The organism is Ralstonia sp. 25C (assembly GCF_051904805.1).
In the GTDB taxonomy this organism is placed as follows: domain Bacteria; phylum Pseudomonadota; class Gammaproteobacteria; order Burkholderiales; family Burkholderiaceae; genus Ralstonia.
In genome coordinates, this window is record NZ_CP196737.1 from 1,975,957 (window position 1) to 1,995,854 (window position 19,898).

Genomic DNA, 19,898 nt, shown 5'->3' on the forward strand with positions numbered 1-19,898 from the left:
CGCCACGTACCGCGCCACGCCCGACCCGCGATTTGACTCCGCGATTTCCATCCCGCGCCTTTGGGCTCGGTCTTCAGTCCCGGTATCCAGAATGCAGCAGAACGACAACGAAACCACCATCCGGGGCCGCTTTGGAACGAACCTGAGCGTCAACTTCAGCAATCTGCTGACCGCGCCGCCCAACCGGTTTGACCTAGCCCTGCTGCCGATCATCCTGGCCGCCATCGTGCTCGTGGCGTATGCCGCCAAGCAGATGAACGTGCCCTACACGCCCGGTGAGACGCAACTGGACGTCAGCCTTGACGTGGCGCAACTGCCCTACTACCTGCTGCGCACCAGCATCCGCATGCTGCTGGCGCTGGGTGCGTCGCTGGCGTTCTCGTTTGCGTTCGCGGCCATTGCATCGAAGAACCGTACGGCCGAGAAGGTGATGGTGCCGGCGCTGGACATCCTGCAATCGATTCCGGTGCTGGGTTTCCTGTCGATTACCGTCACGGGCTTCATTGCGCTGTTCCCGGGCAACCTGGTGGGCGTGGAATGCGCGGCCATCTTCGCCATCTTCACGTCGCAGGCGTGGAACATGGCGTTCTCGCTGTACCAATCGTTTCGCACCATCCCGACCGACCTGGAAGAGGCGGCCACGGTGTTCCGCCTGTCCAAGTGGCAGCGCTTCTGGCGCTTGGAAGTGCCGTTCGCCATGCCGGGCCTGCTGTGGAACATGATGATGTCGATGTCGGGTGGCTGGTTCTTCGTGGTGGCATCGGAAGCGATTTCCGTGTCGGGCCACGACATCAAGCTGCCGGGCATCGGTTCGTATATCTCGCTGGCGATCCAGCAGCAGAACCTGCCGGCCATCGGCTGGGCGATCCTCGCCATGCTGATCGGCATCCTGCTGTATGACCAACTGCTGTTCCGCCCGCTGATTGCCTGGGCAGATCGCTTCCGCTTCGATGCGATGTCGTCCGAGCGCGAGCCGCAATCGTGGCTGCTGGACCTGCTGCGCCGCTCCGAGTGGGTCAAGGCACTGCTCGAGCGCGGCGCCGCGCTGGCCGAGCGCACGCTGGCCTGGGGCGCTGAGCGCACGCGCCCCACGGCGGCCGGCGGCAACGGTTTCCTCCCGCGCTTCCCGTGGTCGCACCGTGTGGCCGACGTCATCATCATCCTGGCAGCGCTGGCGGCGATGGCACACGTGCTGCAGTTCGTGCGCTCCGAGGTCGGTTGGGCCGAAGTAGGCCACGTACTGTGGCTCGGTTTCCTGACCATGACGCGCGTGATCCTGCTGATTGCCTTGGCTGCGCTGGTGTGGGTGCCGATCGGCATCCGCATCGGCCTGAATCCGAATGTGGCGCGCATCGCTCAGCCGGTGGCGCAGTTCCTGGCGGCGTTCCCGGCCAACCTGATGTTCCCGCTCGCGGTGATGCTCATCGCGCGCTTTGCGCTCAACCCCGAGATCTGGTTGAGCCCGCTGATGATTTTCGGTACGCAGTGGTACATCCTGTTCAACGTGATTGCCGGCGCGACGGGCATCCCGACCGAGCTGAAGTTGGCCGCGCGCAACTTCGGCTTGCGCGGCTGGCTGATGTGGAAGCGCTTCCTGATCCCGGCCGTGTTCCCCAACCTGCTCACGGGGCTGGTGACGGCCGCCGGCGGTTCGTGGAACGCCAGCATCGTGTCCGAGTACGTGACGTGGGGCGACCGCACGCTGGTGGCCACGGGCCTGGGCAGCTACATCGCCGAGATGACATCGAAGGGTGACTTCCCGCGCATCGCGCTGGGCATTGTGGTGATGAGCCTGTTCGTGGTCGGCTTCAACCGCTTGCTGTGGAACCGGCTGTACGACATCGCGCAAGAGCGCACCCGCCTCTAAGACGAACGCGACCTTATTTAGCAGAGAGCATCAACATGGCTACCACTGGCGAATCTGTCATCGAGCTGCGCGGCGTCTCGAAAATCTTCCGCACCGCAGACCACACCGACCGCGCCGTGCTCGAAGGCGTGGACCTCAACCTGCGCCAGGGCGAGATCGTCGCCATGCTGGGCAAATCGGGTTCGGGCAAGTCGACCCTGCTGCGCATCATGGCGGGCCTGGTGCGTGCTGACCGCGGCCAAGTGCTGTTTCGTGGGCGGGAGTACACCGGCCCGGTGCAGGGCATTGCGATGGTGTTCCAGTCGTTCGCGCTGTTCCCGTGGCTGACGGTGCAGCAGAACGTCGAACTGGGTTTGGAAGCGCAAGGCGTGCCCAAGGCCGAACGCGAAGAACGCGCCGAGCAGGCCATCGACCTGATCGGCCTGTCGGGTTTCAACAGCGCCCTGCCGCGCGAACTCTCGGGCGGCATGCGCCAACGCGTCGGTATCGCGCGCGCGCTCGTCACCGAGCCCGATCTGTTGCTGATGGACGAAGCGTTCTCAGCGCTCGACGTGCTGACCGGCGAGAACCTGCGCGACGAAATGCTCGACCTGTGGGAAGACCGCCGCACCAACATCAAGAGCATCCTGATCGTCTCGCACAACATTGAAGAGGCGGTGATGATGGCCGACCGCATCGTCATCCTCTCCAGCGACCCGGGGCGTATCCGCGCCGAGGTGCGCGTGCCGTTCCCGCGCCCGCGCAACCGTGACTCCGCTGCTGTGCGCAACCTCATCGACGAGGTGTACGGGCTGATGACCTCACCGCAACGCGTGGGCGTGCACGTGGGCGTGGAGCCCGCCGCCGAACAGCTCGCCTACCGTCTGCCCGACGCCGAGATCGGCCAGATGGAGGCCATTCTCGACCTGCTGGTCGAAGCGCCGTTCAACGGCCGCGCCGACCTGCCGCACCTGGCCGAAGAAGCCGGCGTGACCGACGACGACCTGCTGCCCGCCTGCGAAGCGTTGTCGCTGCTGCAGCTCGCCACCATCGAGCGTGGCGACATCATCGTCACGCCGTTCGGCAAGACCTACATGGAAACCGAGCCGCCCGAGCGCAAGGTGCTGTTCGGCCAGAAGCTGCTGGAGCGCGTGGCCCTGGCCGCGCACATTCGCGCCGAGCTGGAGGCCAATGAAGACGGCGAGATCCGTGAAGAACACGTGCTCCGGGAGCTGGAGGCCTACCTCAAGCCTGAAGAAGCCGAGCGCGTGCTCAAGATCGGCATTGAATGGGGCCGCTATGGCGAGGTGTATGAGTACGTGTACAACACCGGCATGCTGACCCTGCCCCGTGAAGAGCGCGAGGAACGCGAGGAGCGTGAGGCGCAGGAAGGTGGGGATCAAGCGCAGTAACGACCACGCGTGACGCCGAAACAAAAAGAGCCGCATCAAGCGGCTCTTTTGCGTTCAAGCGTTGGATCAGCGACGCCTCATCACCACCCCCAGCGCACCCCCGCCTTGCCGTTCACGCCGTGCAAGCGACGATCCGCGCTGACCTGATACCCCACGCTGGCATAGAACACGCCGTTCTTGGCCACCTGCGCGGTCAGCCCGCCCGTGAGCTCCAGCGTCGTACGCGGCAGCTCCGAGGTGAACGGCACGAAGCCACCGTCCGGCGACGACATCTGCGTGCCAGTCTCGCCGCGGAACTCGTGCCACACGTTGGCGCGCACCCACGCGGTGTGCTGACGGTCTGGCGATTCGCCCCAGCGCTTGCTCACGCGCACACCCAGGCGACCCAGCATCGAGTTCACCGAGTTGAACTGCACATCAGCGGCGCCATCGTTTGCATCGGCAAAAGCGGAACGCTGATACACGAGCTGCGCCTGCGGTTCGACACGCCATTGGTCTGACAGCGCGACGGGGTAGCCGGCTTCCAGCGACGCGGCATAGCCGAGTGCATGCGTCTTCAGGCCGTTCACGCCGTGCGGCGTGGCATCGGCGTCGTAGCGCGTGCCCTGCACCACGCCATCCAGATACCAGCCCGACGGACCGAAGTGCGTCCAGTACAGGCCGACCGTGTTGGCGTTGACGCTGTCGCGGCCGGCGTCTGCGCCATCGGCGTGCGTGACGTCTGCGGCGATGCGGCCAGTGGCGAAGTAACCGCCGGCGTGATCATGGCTGCCGTCTTCGCGCTGGCGCTGGTACACATCCGCGCCGACCTGCACGCCACCAAAGTCGTAGCTGAACGCCGGGCCCTGGCTGCCGTAGACACCGTTGCCATCCGACATGCGGCTGCCCTTCTGCGCGATGACGCGTGCCCAACCACTGCGCAGCACGGGCGATGCACCTGCGGGTGCTGCAGCCTGGTTGCTCTCTTCGCCCACGCGCTCGTGCAGCGTGTCGAGCAGCGCACGGCCGTACAGCAACGTCAGTTGCGGAATGGCGGTGTAGAGCGAGACCTCCGGGCGCAGCGCCGGCTGCGTGGTGCCTGCGTTGTTCGCGTCGGGCGTGCCGGCGTTGGTGCCCTGGGTCAACGTCTGCAAGGTCCGCAGATACCAGCTGTCTGCGCTGGCCGAACCGCCGCGTTGCAGCGTGTACTCATACGGGCCGGCAACGACGCGGTTGGCGAGTGCGAAGGCGTTGGCCTGCGTGGTCGCGCCATTGATGGCGCTCACGACTTCAATGCCATCGCCCGTGGTACGCGCGCCGGCACCGCCCGCATTGGTGACGCGCACCGATGTATTGCCACTGGCCGTGCCGCCCGAGATGACGAGCTTGTCCGTCGGCGAGTTGTCGGTGCCCAGCTTGGTGTTGATGGCCAGCACACCGCCATTGCCGACGTAGTTGCCATTGACCACCAGCTTGTTGCCCACGCCTGCACCGCCGATCTGCACCGTACCGGCGTTCGTGAGGGACCCGTTGATCGTCAGGCTGCCGCTGCCCGTGTTGGCAAATGCGGCCAGCGCATCGGCCACCGCCACCGTGCCGTTGTTGGTGACGGCACCGCCGACCGTGCCATAGCCGCCCAGCGTGGCATTGGCGGCCACCTGCACCGTGCCGCTGCCCGTTGCCATCGTGCGCAGGCTTTCTGGTGCGCGGGACCCCGATCCGCCATAGAGCGCTGCACCCGCGTGCGCCGCGTCGCCCACTGCCAGCGCGCCGCTGCTGACTACGGTATTGCCCAGGTACGTGTTGTTGGCCGTCAGCACCGTGGTGCCCGTGCCGGCCTGCGTGACGCCGCCCGTGCCCGAGATGGTGCCGCCAAAGGTGAACACGTCCGCACGGTTGAACACCAGCGTGCCGTTGTTGGCGACGTTGCCTGCCACGCTGCCCGACGTACCGCCGTTGCCCAACTGCAGCGTGCCGGCGGAGATGGTGGTGCCACCCTGGTACGTGTTGTCAGCCGTCAGCACCAGCGTGCCGCTACCCGCCTTGGTGAGCCCGCCTGCGCCCGTCACACCCTGGCTCACGGTCGACGTAAAGCCCTGTGTATCGATGGTGCCGTTGGCCGCGGTGATGCTGATGGCGCGCGTGGCCGCCACATCCACATTGCCCGTCAGTTGCAGCGTGCCGCCGTTGAATGTGAGCGAACCTGACGTGCCACCCAGGGCGCTATCCGCACCGATGGCCAGCGTGCCCTGCGTGATGGTCGTGCCGCCGGTGTACGTATTGCCCGCACCCAGCGTGAGCGTGCCGGTGCCTGTCTTTTCCAGCGCGCCTGCACCGACGATCTGGCCGGCATAGCTGCCATCCACATCCTGCTGGAAGCGCACCAGGCCATTGTTCGTCACGGCCTTCGTCATGCTCAGCGCGTCGCCCTGCAGCGTGCCGCCGGCATCTACTTGCATCGTGCCGGTGTACGTGCCGTTGTTGCCCTGCAGGATCAGCGTGCCCTGCTGCACCTCGGCATTGGTCACGCCCATGCTCGCCAGGGTCTTGGAGAGCGTCCACGTGCCGCTGTCCTGTTTCCGCAGGGTCTGGAAGTTCGTGATGGTGCCCAGGGTGTCGCTGCCCGTGCCGTTCAGCGTGATGACGTTGGCGCCGCCCCCGCCATTGATATTGCCGCTCACCGACGAGCCGGTATAGAGGTGCAGCGCGTCATTGCCACCGGCAAAAATGAGGTTGCCGATTACCCGCCCGCGGTTGGTGAAATCCACCGACCCATTGCCCGAGGCACCCAACACGTTGCCGCCAACCACGTCGGTCTGGATGATGCCCGTGGCGTTGTTGACCACGGTGTTGCCACCCGAAACGTTCTGAAACCAGATCGCCGCCCCGTGCGCCGATTTGATCAGGCCATTGTTGATGATGGTGTTGCCCGTGCCTTCCGGGTTGACCGCCTCGCCGCTGAGCTGCGTGCCGTTGGCCAGCACTTGCGCGCCTTGCTCCACCGTCAGCGTGCTGTTGTTGCGGAAGTCGATCGCGTTGCCGCCCGTACCGTAAAAGCCTGGCGTCAACACCGCGTTGGCGCTGACCGTACCGCCCGTCTGCACCGTGATGTTGGCGTTGTCGCGCACGGCGATGGCGCTGGTATCTCCTACCGCCAGCGTGCTGCCGTTCTGCACCGTCACCACGCGGTTGTCTTCCGCCGCCACATTGCCGGTGCCGACGGTGGCGCTGGTGGGATTGGGTGCCGCCGTATCGCAGACCGTGGTCTGCCCGGTTGTGGTACACGCTGCGTGCGCAAGCGCCCCAAACAGTGCCAGAGGTGAAGCGACCAGTGCGATGGAGATGAATTGAAGCCGCCCACGGCGGCGCTGGAACAATAGCGTAGACATACGTTTTCGTTCGCGCGCACCGCGATAGAAGCCGCTACGTCCATCCTCCCGGATGGACGTAGCGCGAATGGCGCGAACTCCCCCTTTTTCTTTTCAATGGTGTGAGTTCAACTTCCCCGATAAGCGAATGGCTCGCAGCGGCTTTGTCCAATGGCGCCAATGGATTGGCGAAGAACAAGCCGGATTGACCCGTCAATGCGAGCATCCGCCCAGTCCGCGCCGCTGGATGCCGAGGCATGCAAATCGGTGCGAACGGCGTGATTCTAGGAAAGCGATTGGCACCTGATTTAAAAAGAATGTAAATCTCACCGAGATTTGAGAATGCGTGTATTCCTTACATCGTGATTTGTTTTGGTTTCTTAAAAAACCAAGCCGTGCGCGCTTATTTTTAGCAATGGGTTCCCAATCAGAAATCGGGAAATGGCAAGGCCCTTGCTTATCCGACAATTGCCGACGCTCGTTCTGCTGCGAACCCGCATGTGGTATGAATTTGCCCAGGACTTCACAAACAACATCAGGGTCAGGGGGAAGGCGGTATGTGGGGACGTGGTGCATGGTCGATCGGAGCACTCTTCGGTCTGGGTTGCAGTGTCGGCAGCGCGCATGCGGGCGGCCTGCAACAGCCGGAAGTTCAGCTTGAGGCCACGACGGTCAGCGGCTCGGCAGCAGCGGCGTCCGCTACCGGTGAAGCGGCCAACCAGGGTTACGTGCCACGCAGCCAATTGGATAGCCGCCCCCTGCTGCGGCCCGGCGAACTGCTGGAAACCGTGCCCGGTTTGATCGTCACGCAGCACAGCGGCGACGGCAAAGCCAATCAGTACTTCCTGCGCGGTTTCAACCTCGACCATGGGACAGACCTTGCCACCACCGTGGCGGGCATGCCGGTCAACATGCGCACGCACGCGCATGGCCAGGGCTACACCGACCTCAACTTCGTCATTCCGGAGCTGGTGAGCGGCATCGGCTACAAGAAGGGGCCGTATTTTGCGGAGGAGGGCGATTTCTCTGCGGCTGGCGCTGTCCACATGGACTACGTCGATCACCTGCCGCAGGGTATCGCGCAAATCGAACTGGGCGAGCACAGCTACCGGCGTGGCTTGTTGGCCGGTTCCAGCACGGCCGGACCGGGCACGCTGCTGTATGGCTTCGAGTGGCTGGGCGAGAACGGCCCATGGGCGGTGTCGGAAGGCGTGCACAAGCTCAACGGCGTGTTGCGCTATACCGTGCCGCTGGGCGGCGGCGAGCGCATCAGCGTGACCGGCATGGCATACAAGAACGCATGGCAGTCGACCGACCAGGTGCCGCAGCGCGCGATCAACGCCGGGCTCATCTCGCGCTTTGGCGCCATCGACCCGACCGACGGCGGCGCTGCCTCCCGTTACAGCCTGTCGGCCGATTGGGTGCGGCCGCTGGCGGACGGGCAATTCAAAGCCAACGCGTATGTCATCAAGAGCCGCTTGCAGCTGTTTTCCAACTTCACGTATGCACTCAACAACCCGGAACAGGGCGACCAATTCGAGCAGTTCGAAAACCGCCTCACCACTGGCGTGAATGCATCGCGCACATGGCTGGGTACCTTCGCCGGGCGTGAGAGCGAAACGGAAATCGGCTCGCAAACGCGCTTTGACCGGCTTGACCCGGTCGGCCTGGTCAACACACAGGCGCGACAAGCGTATGCGCTGGTGCGCAGCGATACCGTGAACGAAACCAGCACCGCGCTCTACGCGCGCAACAGTACGCAGTGGCTGCCCTGGCTGCGCACCATTGCCGGCGTGCGCGCAGACCAGTTCTGGTACAGCGTTGCCAGCAGCAACCCGCTCAATTCCGGCAATGGATCGGACCACATCGTCAGCCCCAAGCTGAGTGTGGTGCTATCGCCCGCGGCGCACACCGACGTGTTCGTGAACTGGGGCCGGGGCTACCACAGCAACGACGTGCGCGGTGCGACGACCACCGTCGATCCCATCACCGGCGACCCGGTGCAGAAGGTGCAAGCGCTCGTGCCGACCACCGGCTACGAGATTGGCGTGCGTACGCGCGCGCTCGCTCCCAACTTGCAACTCTCTGCATCGCTATGGCGCCTGGACATCGGCTCCGAACTGGTCTTTTCCGGCGATAGCGGCAGCACCGAACCCAGCCGCCCGAGCCGGCGCACGGGCGTAGAGCTCGCGGCGTACTACACGCCAGTGCCCGAACTGATCCTGGACGCGGATGCGGCATTCTCGCGCGCGCGTTTTCGTGACAGTGATCCTGCAGGGAGCTACATCCCCGAGGCCATCCAGACCACGGCATCCGCGGGCGTATCGTGGACCCACGACCGCTGGACGCTGGGTGCACGGCTTCGCTACTTTGGACCGCGTCCGCTCGCCGAAGACAACAGCGTGCGCTCGGCATCGTCATTCCTGGTCAACTTCAAGCTCGGCTATCGGGTGCGGAAGAACGTGCGCGTGTTTGTTGAAGTGCTGAACGCATTCAACAAGAAGGTGAACGACATCGACTACTACTACGCCTCGCAACTCAAAGGCGAAACGTCGCCACTGGATGCCAACGGTGTCGCCACCGGCATCAACGATCATCACGTCCATCCGGCCGAGCCGCGTACGCTGCGGGCGGGCGTGACGTGGTTTTTCTAGGGCTGAACTGGAATAAGCGTCGCCGCTCTGGATGTCGTCTGGACAGCACGCGTGGTGTACCCGCATCTTTCATAGTTGTAACGCCGTCAACGCCGCCTAAACCCACTGCGTTTTGCATGAGCGCACGCCACCATCGCGCCCTAGCCAGCAGCCTTCTGTTGCCCCCGCCCCGGAGGTCCACATGCGTCGTGCTTGCCGTCGAACACTGTCTGCCGTGCTGCTTGCGGTCGGCGCTGGCTTGGGTGCCATCCATGCCGCTTACGCCTGCGACATCCCCGCCCCCGTGCCCACCATTGACCCGTCCGGCTTTTATGACGACGCGGCCGGCTATGCGCGTGACGTCAAACCGATGCGCAACTTCATCGCGCACCTCAACGCGGCGGCGGACAAGGGCGATTGGACCTGCGCGCTCAATCAGCTTCAGGCATGGGCCGAGGCCGATGCATTGATGGGCAAGATTTCCGGTTACCAGGGCCACTATGAGCGGTCATGGGCGGGCACGGACTTCGCCATGGTGCTCTTGCGCATGCCGGCCGACATTCGCCAGCGGCACCAGGCGCAGCTTGACGCCATCGCACCCTGGCTCGAGCGCATCGCCATCGCCACGCGCAACGCCGAAGCGATCAACCATCTCCATAACAACCTGGTGTACTGGGCCGGCCTCAACCTGATCGCCATCGGCACGGCCATCAACAACGGCGACCTGATCAACTCGGGCCTGCTGCGCGTGCGCGAAGGCATCCGTGACATCGGCCAGGACGGTGCGCTTGAGCGCGAAGTGAAGCGCGGTAACCGCGCACTGCACTACCACACGTTCGCGCTCATTCCGCTGGTGTTTGCCGCAGAGCTCGTCAGGCGCCGCAATATCGACCTGTATCAGGAGAATGGTCACGCCATTGGTCAACTGGCCAATCTGGTGATCGACGCCGTCAACGACCCTGAGCGCTTCAAGAAAATCACGCCTATCAAGCAAGACCTGTTTCCGTGGACGTTTCAGGACGAGCTGTGCTGGATGGAGCCGTATTACGCCCGCACGCGCGATGCGCGCCTGCCCGCCTTGATCGCACCGCGCCGGCCGTTTTCCGAATGGCGGCTCGGCGGCGACGTGACGGCGGCATGGGGCGCGAGTTTGCCAGCGCACTGATAGGCGCCGCACAGGGTGAGAACCACTACCCATTCAGGATTCCAGCGATGGCCCATTCGAAGCCGATGAAAGAACAATCGAGAAGCCACTTCCTTTCCCGAGACAGGAAAGATTTCTGGCGCATGCCAGCATGGCTTTGGATGCCGATCGTGGCGTGGATGGTTGGCATGGTAGTTCTCGCACTGGCGCTGCCCGCGTTTGCGCAAGCAATCGTCAGCGATCTCTCGTCAACACCGACCGGCCGCATCCACTTCAACAGTGTCACCCCCAAGAGCAAATGGGAACTGGTGCACCGTAAGTACGACAAGACGCCCACGCCCATCTGGGGGACGTTGACTCTGCCCGAGAACGTGCAGGGCCGCGTGCCGGCCATGGTCATTTCGCACGGCTCGGCGGGGCCGCAGCCCAAAGATGTCGAACGCTGGGTGCGCGTGTTCAACCAGATGGGCGTTGCCGCCTTCGTGGTGGATTCGTTTGGCCCGCGCGGCATCAGCAACACGATGGATAACCAGGCGCAACTCAGCCCCGCCGCCAACGATGCGGATGCCCTGTTCGCGCTGAAGCTGCTGAGCACCGACCCTCGCATCGACCCGAAGCGCATCGGGCAGATCGGGTTTTCGCGCGGTGGTGGCGTGGCACTGGACATGACGCTCGACGCGTTTCGCAAGGGCGTCATCGATGACGACACGCGGTTTGCCGCACTCATCGGCTTCTATCCGAGCTGCGCGCAACTCTGGTGGGAGGTGCCGCCGCCCCCGCTGACGGGCGCCCCGCTGATGCTCGCACTGGGCGAGAAAGACGACTACACGCCGGCGCAGTTGTGCCTCAACGCCGCAGACACCATGCGCCGCGACGGCCAAGCCGTTGAGGCGCACGTCTACCCCGGCGCGTACCACGACTTCGACAACACGCGTGCCTACTTCAAGTACGCCCCCGGTGCGACCACGGTGCGTAACTGCCCGCAGGCCATGCTCGACGTGCAGCACGATGCCTATTACCACCTGCAAACGGGCGAGAAGTACGCCAGCCTGCAGGCCATGCAGGCCGAATACGCGCGCTGCATGGCCCGTGGCGTCTCCACCGGCGCCAACCTGGGGCAGGCCCAACGCGCGGAAGCGGATGTGAAAGCGTTTTTGACGAAGGCGCTGGGTTTATAGCGCCCCGTCATACGCTGACCGCAGTCGAGCCAACGCAGAAGGCACCACAGCCTGCCCTGGCAGACAACACCGCGAAAACAGCGGGTGGATGATCCTGCCAGAAAGCGGAGGATCTTCGACAGGCGCGCGGCCACACCGCGAGCAACATCCTCCTCGCGCGGCGCTGGATGTTGACGTCTTTTTACGATGTAATACCCTGCATCCGCACGGGCCGGCGCCGCCCGGCAGCCCCACGACCCACCATGCATTTCGCCCGCACCCGCAAGAGATTGACTGCCTGGCTTGGCCTGGCGGCGATGGCGCTCGTGCTGTTTGCGCCCATGGTGAGCCAGGCGCTGGAACGCCATGAACTGTGGGCGTTCGAGCAGACCATGCCGCTGTGCGAAGCAAAGCTATCGGCCGCCGCCGGTGCCGATGCGGCCACTGTACCCATCGGGCACGACATGCCCGCTGGCCACCCAGCAGGCCATCAAGCGGCCTGCGGCTATTGCGATCTGCTGGCCGAACACGTCCTGGCGCCGACCACTATCCCGCCGATGGCGACGCCGGCCCCCGTCCACACCGCTGCATGGGCTCCGGAACCCAGCCGTCTGGCCGCGCACCAAGCGCGCCACGCCGGACGGCCACGCGATTCCCCCTTCCTCATCTGACCCCGTTGACCGGTACAGCGAGCGTGCGTCGCAATCGCACCCGCCTGCCACCGCTTCAGACCAGACATCGTGCGACGCACCCATCACCGCTTGGGCCGCGCACGCACCCATCAGAGTGAGGAATCTTCATGACAACGCCATCCAACCGCATGCGACGCGCGGTGTGGGCCGCCTGCGCTGCCGGCATGTTTGCACCGATTGCTGCTCAGGCATGTGCCACCTGCGGCTGTGCGCTCAGCACCGACGCCGCGATGGGCTACTCAGCCATCCCGGGCTGGCGCATCAGCTTCGACTACACCTACCTGCCGCAGAACCAACTGCGCAGTGGCACGCACGCCGTCTCGCCGTCACAGGCTGCGGCCATCAACGATGCGGGCGGCAATCAGGAAGTCGAGCGCCAGACCATCAACCGCTACATCAACCTCGGCATCAGCTACAGCCCGAACAGCAGCTGGAACTTCAGCGCGATCGTGCCGTACGTCGATCGCAGCCACACGACCTACGGCGCGGCCACGTCCGACCAGCTCACGCCAGACAACGTCAGCGGTGCCACCGCCAGTGGCTTGGGAGACGTCAAGCTGATTGCCAACTACCAAGGCTTTTTGCCCACGCACAACCTGGGCGTGCAACTGGGCGTGAAGCTGCCGACCGGCCGCTACGGTGGGCAGAACGTGCTGACCGGCAACACCGTCGGGCGCAACCCGGTGTTCTTCAACAGCGGGCCGAATGCGGCGGGCGGGCAAGCGCTGGATACCAGCCTGCAGCCCGGTACCGGCAGCACCGATGTGATCCTGGGGGCCTACTACTACCAGCCGGTCAGCCAGGATTTCGACGCCTTCATCAATGGCCAATTCCAGGCCGCCGTGCACCAGCGGCTGAACGAAACGGGCGCGGACTTTCGCCCTGGCAACCTCGCCACCATGAGCGTGGGCCTGCGCTACGAAGCCAATCCGCACATCGTGCCGCAGTTGCAGTTCAACGTGACACGCAAGAACGCTGACAAAGGCGCGCTGGCCGATACCACCAACACTGCTGGTACGGTGGTCTATCTCTCACCGGGCGTGACGGTGAGCGTGGCGCACAACGTGCAGATCTACGCGTTCCTGCAGAAGGCGCTGTACAGCAACCTGCAGGGTTATCAACTCTTCCCGCGCTGGTCGGGCACCGTGGGGGCCAGCTATGCGTTCTGATACCGAGGGTCGTTCACCACGCACATGGTCGAGACGTGCGTGGTTGCAGGCTGCAGGCACCGCAGCGGTGGGCGCCGGGCTGGGCAGTCGCGCCCATGATGCGCATGCCGCAAGCCTTGAAGTCGGCCGGCCAGCACCGCCGCTGGTGCTGCACACCATCGATGGCCGCACCATCTCTACAGAAGACCTGCACGGCCATGTCGTGATCCTGACCTTCTGGGCGACCTGGTGTGGGCCGTGCCATCAGGAGCTGCCGTTGCTCTCTGATTACGCGGCAAAGCACGCGCATCGGGGCCTGCGCGTGCTGGGCTTCAGCCTGGATGAGCCCGGCTCGCTTGCCGATGTGCGCAAGATGGCAGCGGACTGGAGCTTCCCCGTCGGGTTGCTCGGCAGCGCGTACGCAGGCGGCTACGGCCGCGTGTGGCGGATTCCGGTCAACTTCACGATCGACCGCAATGGCCTGCTGGCCGACAACGGCTGGGATTCGCGTGAGCCCGCCTGGACCGCCGAGCGCCTTGAGCGGGTGGTCACGCCGCTGTTGCGTTAATGCGCGCTGACTGCGTTGGGCTGGATTGGGTCATGTTCCCCACCTCGCCGGCGGCAGAACCTCCGCACTCATCGCAAGGTAGAACTCGCGCCCAGCGTTGAACAGAAACGCCCCGGCCCGGCCAGGGTGGGAATGCGCGAGCCAGCCTGCTTGGCGGGTGCCCGCTATCGATCCAAAGTGGGGATGCAACGACGAGGCCCATATGAAAGAATGGATCTCCGTTTGCAGGCAGGCGAGCCAGCCACACCCGGAAACGCGACGTCACCCAAGATCCAATCAAAACAACCATGCGCGTCCCCCTATTGATGGCGGCTCTCGTGCTCGGCTTCGCTTCGCCGGCAATGGCGCAGGCCGATCAACCGTCTGCTTACGTGAAAGCCGGAATGCCCTCCCCGTCGCGCGTGTGGCTGGGTGAGGACTATGCCCAGGCGGTCAGCGTGCTCAAGACCAACACCGTATCGCTGCCGCGCTTTTCCGACGGTGACGGCGCGGCCGTCCTGAACCGCATGACGGCCACGGAAAACCTCGAGCGCTGTCGCGATCAAAGCAGCCCGAGTGTTGAGGGCATCGACAACTGTCGGGTCATCGTCACCAGCGTCCAAGAGCTGCTGACGTTGTATCTCGCCGCTTTGCCACCCAACAGCGGGCAGCAATCGGCACCGGAGGAGATCGCCCTGGCCGCCTACGCGCTTCGTATCGGCGGCGCGATCGTGGAGGCGCTGCACAGCGTGCCACTCGCACTGATCAAGGACGAAGCGCAATTTGCGGCGCAAAGGGCGGCGCTTGACGCTCGGGCCGCCGGTGTCTTCTTTGACTACACGGCGATGCTCAGCATGAAAGACGGCACTACCGCCGACAAGTCGGTGATCCTCAAAGCCATGTCGGATACGTTCCGGACCTACAAGCGCGTGTTCTCGTCCGACGATCAACGGAAACTCGCGCGCAAGCTCGCGGACGCTCGTGCGAGCTTTACCAGTGCTGAAGACCGCTCCCGCCTCAACGACATGATTGCGACGTTAACCGGCGACGTCGGCGACCCATGGAAGCTGCGCGGCCAACCCGAGCGTTACGTCGATGTGCCATCGCTCCCGGGCAAAGCCGGCAGCGACGGGTGGTGGAAGAAGTATCAGCACCCGCCGATCAACGCCCGTAAGCGTTGAGTGCATCGAGCCTTCACGCGCAGTTCCAACCGATCGTTACCTCACCCCAATCCCACCATGCGCGTCACCACATTGATCGCCGCTCTCGTGCTCGGTATCGCTCAACCGGCCATCGCCGAAACGGAGCAAGCGTCGTCTTACGTCAAGGCAGGCATGCCGGCACCATCACGCGTATGGGGCGGAGACGACTACGCGCAAGCTTTGCGCGTGCTGCAGGCGGGCACGATCGCCCTGCCCCGTTTTGCCGACCACGATGGCGCTGCAATCCTGAGCCGGATGACCGCGACGGAAAACCTCGCCCTCTGCTATGACGCGGGCATCGCTATCCTGGAGCGGTACGACGCGTGCCTGGCGATCTCGGGCAACGTGAGCCGCATCATCGGCCTGTATTACGTCACGATCCCCGCCAATGCTGTTGGACAGGCACAGCCGGAAGCTGCCACCCTCGCCGCCTATGGGTTGTTTGCAAAGACATCGTTCCTGCAAGTGCAAAAAGAGTGGCTTGCCCAGCAGCCCAAGGACAACAGCTACGCGACTCGCGCAGAGGCCGTCAAGCGCAGCGAGGCCGGCTTCAAGACCGCCATTGCCGGCGCGGTGAAGTGGTTCATCCAGGGGAACACGTTCTCTGCGGCGGATCGCTCGGTGGTGCTCAAGGCGTTGTCTGAAACCTTGCCCACCCTGACGGCCGTGTTAACCGCCGACGACCGCGAAGAGTTGCGTCAAAAACTCGTGGCCGCCCGCGAGAAGGGGGACGGCGCAGAAGACCGCGCCCGCATTGACGCGATGTTGAAAGAACTGGAAGGCGCACCAAAGAAACCGACGAGCCCGCCGCCGCGCTACAAGGATGCGTAGTTGCGACCGGCTTTAGGTCAACGTGGCGGGGCTGCTGGCGCTGCGTCCCGATGGCCGGGAACAGATGCACTAGGCAGCAGCGCTTAGCGCACTATCCCCCGTTACTGTTGGGCCTGCCCTACTTCCACTTCGATCCAATCTCCCCCAACCCCGCCTTCTGCAGATCTTCCGGGCTCATCACGATGCGGAACTCGCAATCGGCGTTGAACAGCAGGAACCACGGCTCGGCCAGCGCGGGAATGTGCGAGGCCGATTCCACGTTGACGATCAGCACCGCGCCGCGGTGGCCGTTCTGCTCGGTGAAGTACACGGCTTCGGGCTTGGTCTCGGCCATCACGCGCGGGATCAGCTCGGCGATGGAGCCGTCGCGCACGTAGGTGTTGAAGGGTTCGTGCGGAATCCGCACGTTGACGAGCATGCGCATGGCGTTCTCCTGAGGTGGGCCGGACAGATGCATCGCCGGACACCGTAGGTATAGGACGCGCGATGCGTTTGCGAAATCGGCTTCCGGCTAGGCGAGATGGCGGATATGCGGGGATGAGGGCCCGCCTTTTTTGGTATTTCGCTGGCTATAGAGGGCCTCAGCCGAGCGGCACCGGCTCCGCTTGCGCCAGCTTGACCAGAGCGTCGGCCAGCGCGCGAATCTTGGGTTGCGCCGCACGTTGCGGCGGATAGACGAGAAAGTAGCCCAGGCCACTGTGCGCCCAGTGCTGGAACGGGGCGACGAGCGTGCCGTCCTGCAACCGGCTCATGGCCATGCGCGGATCACCGATGGCGACCCCGTGCCCCTGCGCTGCAGCGGTGAGCGTGAGTTCGAGCGTATCGAACACGAGCCCCGCGGCGGCATCGAGCTGTGCGGACCCCACGCTGTTCAGCCAGCATCGCCATTCATGATGGCGAGCACCCGGATGCAGCAACGTGGCATGTGCAAGGTCAGCCACCGACTGGAGCGATGCAGCGATGTTGGGCGCGCACATCGGCGTCAGCGTTTCTGCAAAGAGCGGCACAGATTCCAGCCCAGGCCACTGCCCCACCCCGCGCACCACCATGGCGTCGATGTCGGCGGCGCCGAACTCCGGCGTGTCGTCGGCTGAGGTTGAAATACGCAACTCCGTGCCGCTCAGCGACGCATGAATCTCCGGCAGGCGGGGGAGCAGCCACCGCACGGCAAAGGTGGACGGCAACCGGAGCGTGAGGACCGACTTTGTTCCCGCCAGCGCGTCTGCCTGCTGCACCAACCGCGTGAGCGCATCCACCACCACGGGAAGCAGCGCCTGCCCCTCCGCCGTAAGCATCAACCCCGATGCATGGCGCACAAACAGCGCGCACCGATAGTGCGCCTCCAACTGCTGGATCTGGCGGCTGACCGCGCCCTGCGTGCGGCACAGGTGGTCCGCCGCTTTGCTGACGCTGCCCAGCTGCGCCGCCGTCACAAACGCCTGGTACGCCGTGAGCGAGGGCAGCGGGCGCGTCAAATCCGCCAGCGTATATGCATCGGCCGCATACCCTGCTTGCGAAGAATTCGATGGTGTGGTCATGGCTGCATCGCTATCGTGCCGGTATCCCACGCATGGAGAGCGATCATGGACGCATCGGCGCAAGCACTATACACGCGGCAAATCCAGGCTTATCTGCAGGCCCTCGAGCGCGGCGACGTGGCCGAAATCTGCGCGCTGTTCACCCCTGACGCGCAGATCTTCTCGCCCTTCCTGGGGTGGATGACGCCAGCCCCGTTCTTTGCAAAAGTGAGCGAAGCATCGGGCACCAGCAAAATCACGCCCATCGACATTTGCACAAGCGCGTTGGGCGCCCCGCGTGCCACCGGTTACTTCATCTACGACTGGGGATTCAAAGACGGCTCGGCCGCCCGTTTTGAATGTGTTGACGTATTTGAGTTTGACGCGGCGGCGCGCATTGAACGGATGGTGATCGTCTATGACACGTATCCGATCCGCAGCGCGGTGGGGGACAAGTACGCATAGCGAGGCACGCTGCGCCGCTCACTCCAACGGCGCCATTGCCTTGGGCACCACGTACTGTTTGCCGTCATACGCCAGCCGGTACGTCGTGCGCTGAGGCTTCGCATCGCGTGACTGGCATTCGCCAGCCTTGTCGACCACGTTGGTGGATGACGATGTCGTCTCCGTCACGGTGATATTCGCATAGCCGTTGTGTGTGGCCGATGCCATGCCCAGCGTGCGCTTGGTCTGGCTGAACGTGCCGGCGCAATTGGTATCCCACTCCCCGCCGTTGGAATCCACAACGATGCCGTTCAAGACCGGCTTCAATTGATTGCCCTCGAAGGTATAGAGCCACAGATCGGTTTCGCCGAACGGATTGGGGCGCGAGCTGCCTTCCTTCGTGATGCGAAGCCCGAATGCGGTCTGGCCTGGTGCCACCTGGTAGCGCGCGGTATCGAACGCGATGGAGGAGATGCGTACCGCATCGTCCGACATGCGGCCGGGCAGGCGCAGTCGTTGGCGGATGGTCGCGTTGTTGCTGTCGAGCACGAACAGTTCCAGGTCGCCTTCGTTGTCGCTGGCATCCTCTTTCTGTATCAGGGGCACGGCCATGAGCGTGAGTTCCGGATGCGCGGGCCACGTGCGGCACACCACCGCATGTGGGCTGGCCGCTTCCGACAACTGGATGCGCGCGCCATTGATCTTGTAATCGTCGCCCGTTCGCTTTGCTGATGGATACGCCCGCTTGATCGCGCGCTCCACTTGCGTAGCGCAGGCGTCTTCAGCGGCGTGGGTGGTTTGGGCGGCCAGCAGTAGGCCGGCAATGCACAGCAGAGGGGTGAGGTGGTAGTGCTTCATGGTGTTGGATAAGGTTTCAGGGCAAGCGGTGGCATGCGTTGGATTGCATTGGCTCAATTCGGCATCGGCTCGTAGTGCACCTTGGTGCGCCATCTGCCGTTGACGACTTTCTCTTCGGTGACTTTCATCTTGTCACCAGGGCCCTGCGCATCGTCAATGCGGCGTTCGATGGCGACAGGCTCATCGCCGTCGACGGTGTACACGGTGCGCTCGTGATAGCAGCAGCCACTCTTTGCCCACGTACGCAGACGTTTGTGCACGGCATCGACCTGGAAGAACCCGAGTGTCTCGACAATCAACTGCGTCATCGACGGATTGAGCACGAAGCGCTGCGCCTTCGTATTGAACAGATACACGTCATAGCTCGGCCCGCCGTAGCTGCCGTTGTTGCCCGTCTGAATGCCGAAATCTTCCCGGCCGTCAAAGTTGAAGTCGCCAACGTTGATGACCCCCTGATAGCCATAGAGCGGTGCTGCATTCACCAGCGGCTCTCCGTGCCCTTTGGGCAGCGTCACCACCACGTTGGGAAAATTCATGACCTGACGTACCGCCGATTCGCCCTTGCCGTAGATCAGCAACTGGCCCGGACCTTCACACCTCGAATCTTGATCTGCCCCCTCGTCCGAGCACGCCTGCAGCAGGCGAAGCACGAAATCGTGTTGTTTCGCGATCGTCTTTAACGGAAAGACCGGACCTTCCACTGCCTCGCTGGGGCTTGGGAAGACGGGCAGCGCTTGCAGCTCGGCGATGCGCGTGCGATAGGCCTCTTTCAACACGGCCACGTCGATCTGACCCGACGGCGCCCGTTGCTTCAACCACGCACGCTGAGCCGCCTTCAGTTCGTTTGCCGCGTCGCCCTGGTTGGCGAGCGCTGCACGATACGCATCCGCCAGTTCACTATCCAGCGCCGAGAGCTGCGCGTCATTGCAGATGGCGTGTTCGATCGGGCTACGTGCCGCGCTGCAATCAAAGCTGGCGGCCTGCGCCACGGTGGGCAGCAAGACGAGGGCAAAGGCGATGGCGGCGATGCCGCGAAATGGCGTCATTGGATGACCTCTTGAGTACCGAGTGGGAGCGTGTGCGGCATTGTGCTCGGTAACCAAGCCGCGCGGTGCGCTTT

General features: G+C 64.1%; 17 protein-coding genes. 11 read left to right on the plus strand and 6 right to left on the minus strand.

The genetic code is table 11. The features are described from left to right. Positions 1–91: 91 nt before the first annotated feature. A complete protein-coding gene (locus tag ACS7SF_RS09200) occupies positions 92–1,867 on the plus strand; it encodes an ABC transporter permease (protein ID WP_439892649.1) in 1,776 nt (591 codons plus the stop codon). Between the two features lie 35 nt (positions 1,868–1,902). Further along, a complete protein-coding gene (locus ACS7SF_RS09205; RefSeq protein ID WP_439892650.1) occupies positions 1,903–3,258 on the plus strand; it encodes an ABC transporter ATP-binding protein in 1,356 nt (451 codons plus the stop codon). Between the two features lie 80 nt (positions 3,259–3,338). Here ACS7SF_RS09205 and ACS7SF_RS09210 read toward each other — a convergent pair whose 3' ends face one another. Continuing rightward, positions 3,339–6,626 (minus strand): autotransporter family protein, encoded by a 3,288-nt coding sequence (locus tag ACS7SF_RS09210; RefSeq protein ID WP_439892651.1) that lies wholly within the window; start codon positions 6,624–6,626, stop codon positions 3,339–3,341. Positions 6,627–7,162: 536 nt separating this feature from the next. On the opposite strand from ACS7SF_RS09210, the gene ACS7SF_RS09215 reads away from it, so the two are divergent. Both ACS7SF_RS09215 and ACS7SF_RS09220 read left to right on the plus strand, forming a co-directional pair. After that, the gene (locus tag ACS7SF_RS09215; RefSeq protein WP_439892652.1) at positions 7,163–9,259 is read left to right on the plus strand and encodes a TonB-dependent receptor; all 2,097 of its coding nucleotides are present in this window, start codon (positions 7,163–7,165) and stop codon (positions 9,257–9,259) included. Between the two features lie 181 nt (positions 9,260–9,440). After that, on the plus strand, positions 9,441–10,403 hold the full coding sequence (locus ACS7SF_RS09220; RefSeq protein ID WP_439892653.1) for a mannuronate-specific alginate lyase: 963 nt from the start codon (positions 9,441–9,443) through the stop codon (positions 10,401–10,403). A 25-nt stretch (positions 10,404–10,428) separates the two neighbouring features. Here ACS7SF_RS09220 and ACS7SF_RS09225 read toward each other — a convergent pair whose 3' ends face one another. Then, the gene (locus ACS7SF_RS09225) at positions 10,429–10,572 is read right to left on the minus strand and encodes a hypothetical protein (RefSeq protein WP_439892654.1); all 144 of its coding nucleotides are present in this window, start codon (positions 10,570–10,572) and stop codon (positions 10,429–10,431) included. On the opposite strand from ACS7SF_RS09225, the gene ACS7SF_RS09230 reads away from it, so the two are divergent. The 6 genes from ACS7SF_RS09230 (at position 10,571) to ACS7SF_RS09255 (ending at position 15,959) form a co-directional block, all read left to right on the plus strand. Beyond that, complete coding sequence (locus ACS7SF_RS09230; RefSeq protein ID WP_439892655.1) at positions 10,571–11,560, plus strand: dienelactone hydrolase family protein; 990 nt, start codon at positions 10,571–10,573, stop codon at positions 11,558–11,560. The two genes, ACS7SF_RS09225 and ACS7SF_RS09230, sit on opposite strands and share 2 nt — an antisense overlap. Before the next feature lie 242 nt (positions 11,561–11,802). Next, complete coding sequence (locus ACS7SF_RS09235) at positions 11,803–12,210, plus strand: DUF2946 domain-containing protein (RefSeq protein ID WP_439892656.1); 408 nt, start codon at positions 11,803–11,805, stop codon at positions 12,208–12,210. Positions 12,211–12,338: 128 nt separating this feature from the next. Next, the gene (locus ACS7SF_RS09240) at positions 12,339–13,400 is read left to right on the plus strand and encodes a transporter (protein ID WP_439892657.1); all 1,062 of its coding nucleotides are present in this window, start codon (positions 12,339–12,341) and stop codon (positions 13,398–13,400) included. After that, on the plus strand, positions 13,390–13,947 hold the full coding sequence (locus tag ACS7SF_RS09245) for a TlpA disulfide reductase family protein (RefSeq protein ID WP_439892658.1): 558 nt from the start codon (positions 13,390–13,392) through the stop codon (positions 13,945–13,947). The genes ACS7SF_RS09240 and ACS7SF_RS09245 overlap by 11 nt, the downstream gene beginning before the upstream one ends. Positions 13,948–14,234: 287 nt before the next feature. Further along, entirely contained in the window at positions 14,235–15,107 is an 873-nt protein-coding gene (locus tag ACS7SF_RS09250; protein WP_439892659.1) for a hypothetical protein, read from the plus strand. Between the two features lie 57 nt (positions 15,108–15,164). Then, on the plus strand, positions 15,165–15,959 hold the full coding sequence (locus ACS7SF_RS09255; RefSeq protein WP_439892660.1) for a hypothetical protein: 795 nt from the start codon (positions 15,165–15,167) through the stop codon (positions 15,957–15,959). A gap of 118 nt (positions 15,960–16,077) precedes the next feature. Here ACS7SF_RS09255 and ACS7SF_RS09260 read toward each other — a convergent pair whose 3' ends face one another. Both ACS7SF_RS09260 and ACS7SF_RS09265 read right to left on the minus strand, forming a co-directional pair. Next, the gene (locus ACS7SF_RS09260; RefSeq protein WP_439892661.1) at positions 16,078–16,383 is read right to left on the minus strand and encodes a panthothenate synthetase; all 306 of its coding nucleotides are present in this window, start codon (positions 16,381–16,383) and stop codon (positions 16,078–16,080) included. A gap of 157 nt (positions 16,384–16,540) precedes the next feature. Next, complete coding sequence (locus ACS7SF_RS09265; protein WP_439892662.1) at positions 16,541–17,497, minus strand: LysR substrate-binding domain-containing protein; 957 nt, start codon at positions 17,495–17,497, stop codon at positions 16,541–16,543. A 45-nt stretch (positions 17,498–17,542) separates the two neighbouring features. Here ACS7SF_RS09265 and ACS7SF_RS09270 point away from each other — a divergent pair, with 45 nt between their 5' ends. Beyond that, on the plus strand, positions 17,543–17,941 hold the full coding sequence (locus tag ACS7SF_RS09270) for a nuclear transport factor 2 family protein (protein ID WP_439892663.1): 399 nt from the start codon (positions 17,543–17,545) through the stop codon (positions 17,939–17,941). Between the two features lie 18 nt (positions 17,942–17,959). Here ACS7SF_RS09270 and ACS7SF_RS09275 read toward each other — a convergent pair whose 3' ends face one another. Beyond that, the gene (locus tag ACS7SF_RS09275; protein WP_439892664.1) at positions 17,960–18,778 is read right to left on the minus strand and encodes a hypothetical protein; all 819 of its coding nucleotides are present in this window, start codon (positions 18,776–18,778) and stop codon (positions 17,960–17,962) included. Positions 18,779–18,831: 53 nt separating this feature from the next. After that, a complete protein-coding gene (locus tag ACS7SF_RS09280) occupies positions 18,832–19,824 on the minus strand; it encodes a lysozyme inhibitor LprI family protein (RefSeq protein WP_439889513.1) in 993 nt (330 codons plus the stop codon). Positions 19,825–19,898 lie beyond the last annotated feature (74 nt).

What these genes read in the sequence shown, in the direction of transcription:
- ACS7SF_RS09270 (WP_439892663.1), top strand. Translation starts at nt 17,543, where the DNA reads ATGGACGCATCGGCGCAAGCACTATACACGCGGCAAATCCAGGCTTAT.
- ACS7SF_RS09255 (WP_439892660.1), top strand. Translation starts at nt 15,165, where the DNA reads ATGCGCGTCACCACATTGATCGCCGCTCTCGTGCTCGGTATCGCTCAA.
- ACS7SF_RS09225 (WP_439892654.1), bottom strand. Translation starts at nt 10,572, where the DNA reads ATGCCAACCATCCACGCCACGATCGGCATCCAAAGCCATGCTGGCATG.
- ACS7SF_RS09265 (WP_439892662.1), bottom strand. Translation starts at nt 17,497, where the DNA reads ATGACCACACCATCGAATTCTTCGCAAGCAGGGTATGCGGCCGATGCA.
- ACS7SF_RS09220 (WP_439892653.1), top strand. Translation starts at nt 9,441, where the DNA reads ATGCGTCGTGCTTGCCGTCGAACACTGTCTGCCGTGCTGCTTGCGGTC.
- ACS7SF_RS09200 (WP_439892649.1), top strand. Translation starts at nt 92, where the DNA reads ATGCAGCAGAACGACAACGAAACCACCATCCGGGGCCGCTTTGGAACG.
- ACS7SF_RS09205 (WP_439892650.1), top strand. Translation starts at nt 1,903, where the DNA reads ATGGCTACCACTGGCGAATCTGTCATCGAGCTGCGCGGCGTCTCGAAA.
- ACS7SF_RS09260 (WP_439892661.1), bottom strand. Translation starts at nt 16,383, where the DNA reads ATGCGCATGCTCGTCAACGTGCGGATTCCGCACGAACCCTTCAACACC.
- ACS7SF_RS09210 (WP_439892651.1), bottom strand. Translation starts at nt 6,626, where the DNA reads ATGTCTACGCTATTGTTCCAGCGCCGCCGTGGGCGGCTTCAATTCATC.
- ACS7SF_RS09245 (WP_439892658.1), top strand. Translation starts at nt 13,390, where the DNA reads ATGCGTTCTGATACCGAGGGTCGTTCACCACGCACATGGTCGAGACGT.
- ACS7SF_RS09275 (WP_439892664.1), bottom strand. Translation starts at nt 18,778, where the DNA reads ATGAAGCACTACCACCTCACCCCTCTGCTGTGCATTGCCGGCCTACTG.
- ACS7SF_RS09230 (WP_439892655.1), top strand. Translation starts at nt 10,571, where the DNA reads ATGGTAGTTCTCGCACTGGCGCTGCCCGCGTTTGCGCAAGCAATCGTC.
- ACS7SF_RS09215 (WP_439892652.1), top strand. Translation starts at nt 7,163, where the DNA reads ATGTGGGGACGTGGTGCATGGTCGATCGGAGCACTCTTCGGTCTGGGT.
- ACS7SF_RS09235 (WP_439892656.1), top strand. Translation starts at nt 11,803, where the DNA reads ATGCATTTCGCCCGCACCCGCAAGAGATTGACTGCCTGGCTTGGCCTG.
- ACS7SF_RS09280 (WP_439889513.1), bottom strand. Translation starts at nt 19,824, where the DNA reads ATGACGCCATTTCGCGGCATCGCCGCCATCGCCTTTGCCCTCGTCTTG.
- ACS7SF_RS09240 (WP_439892657.1), top strand. Translation starts at nt 12,339, where the DNA reads ATGACAACGCCATCCAACCGCATGCGACGCGCGGTGTGGGCCGCCTGC.
- ACS7SF_RS09250 (WP_439892659.1), top strand. Translation starts at nt 14,235, where the DNA reads ATGCGCGTCCCCCTATTGATGGCGGCTCTCGTGCTCGGCTTCGCTTCG.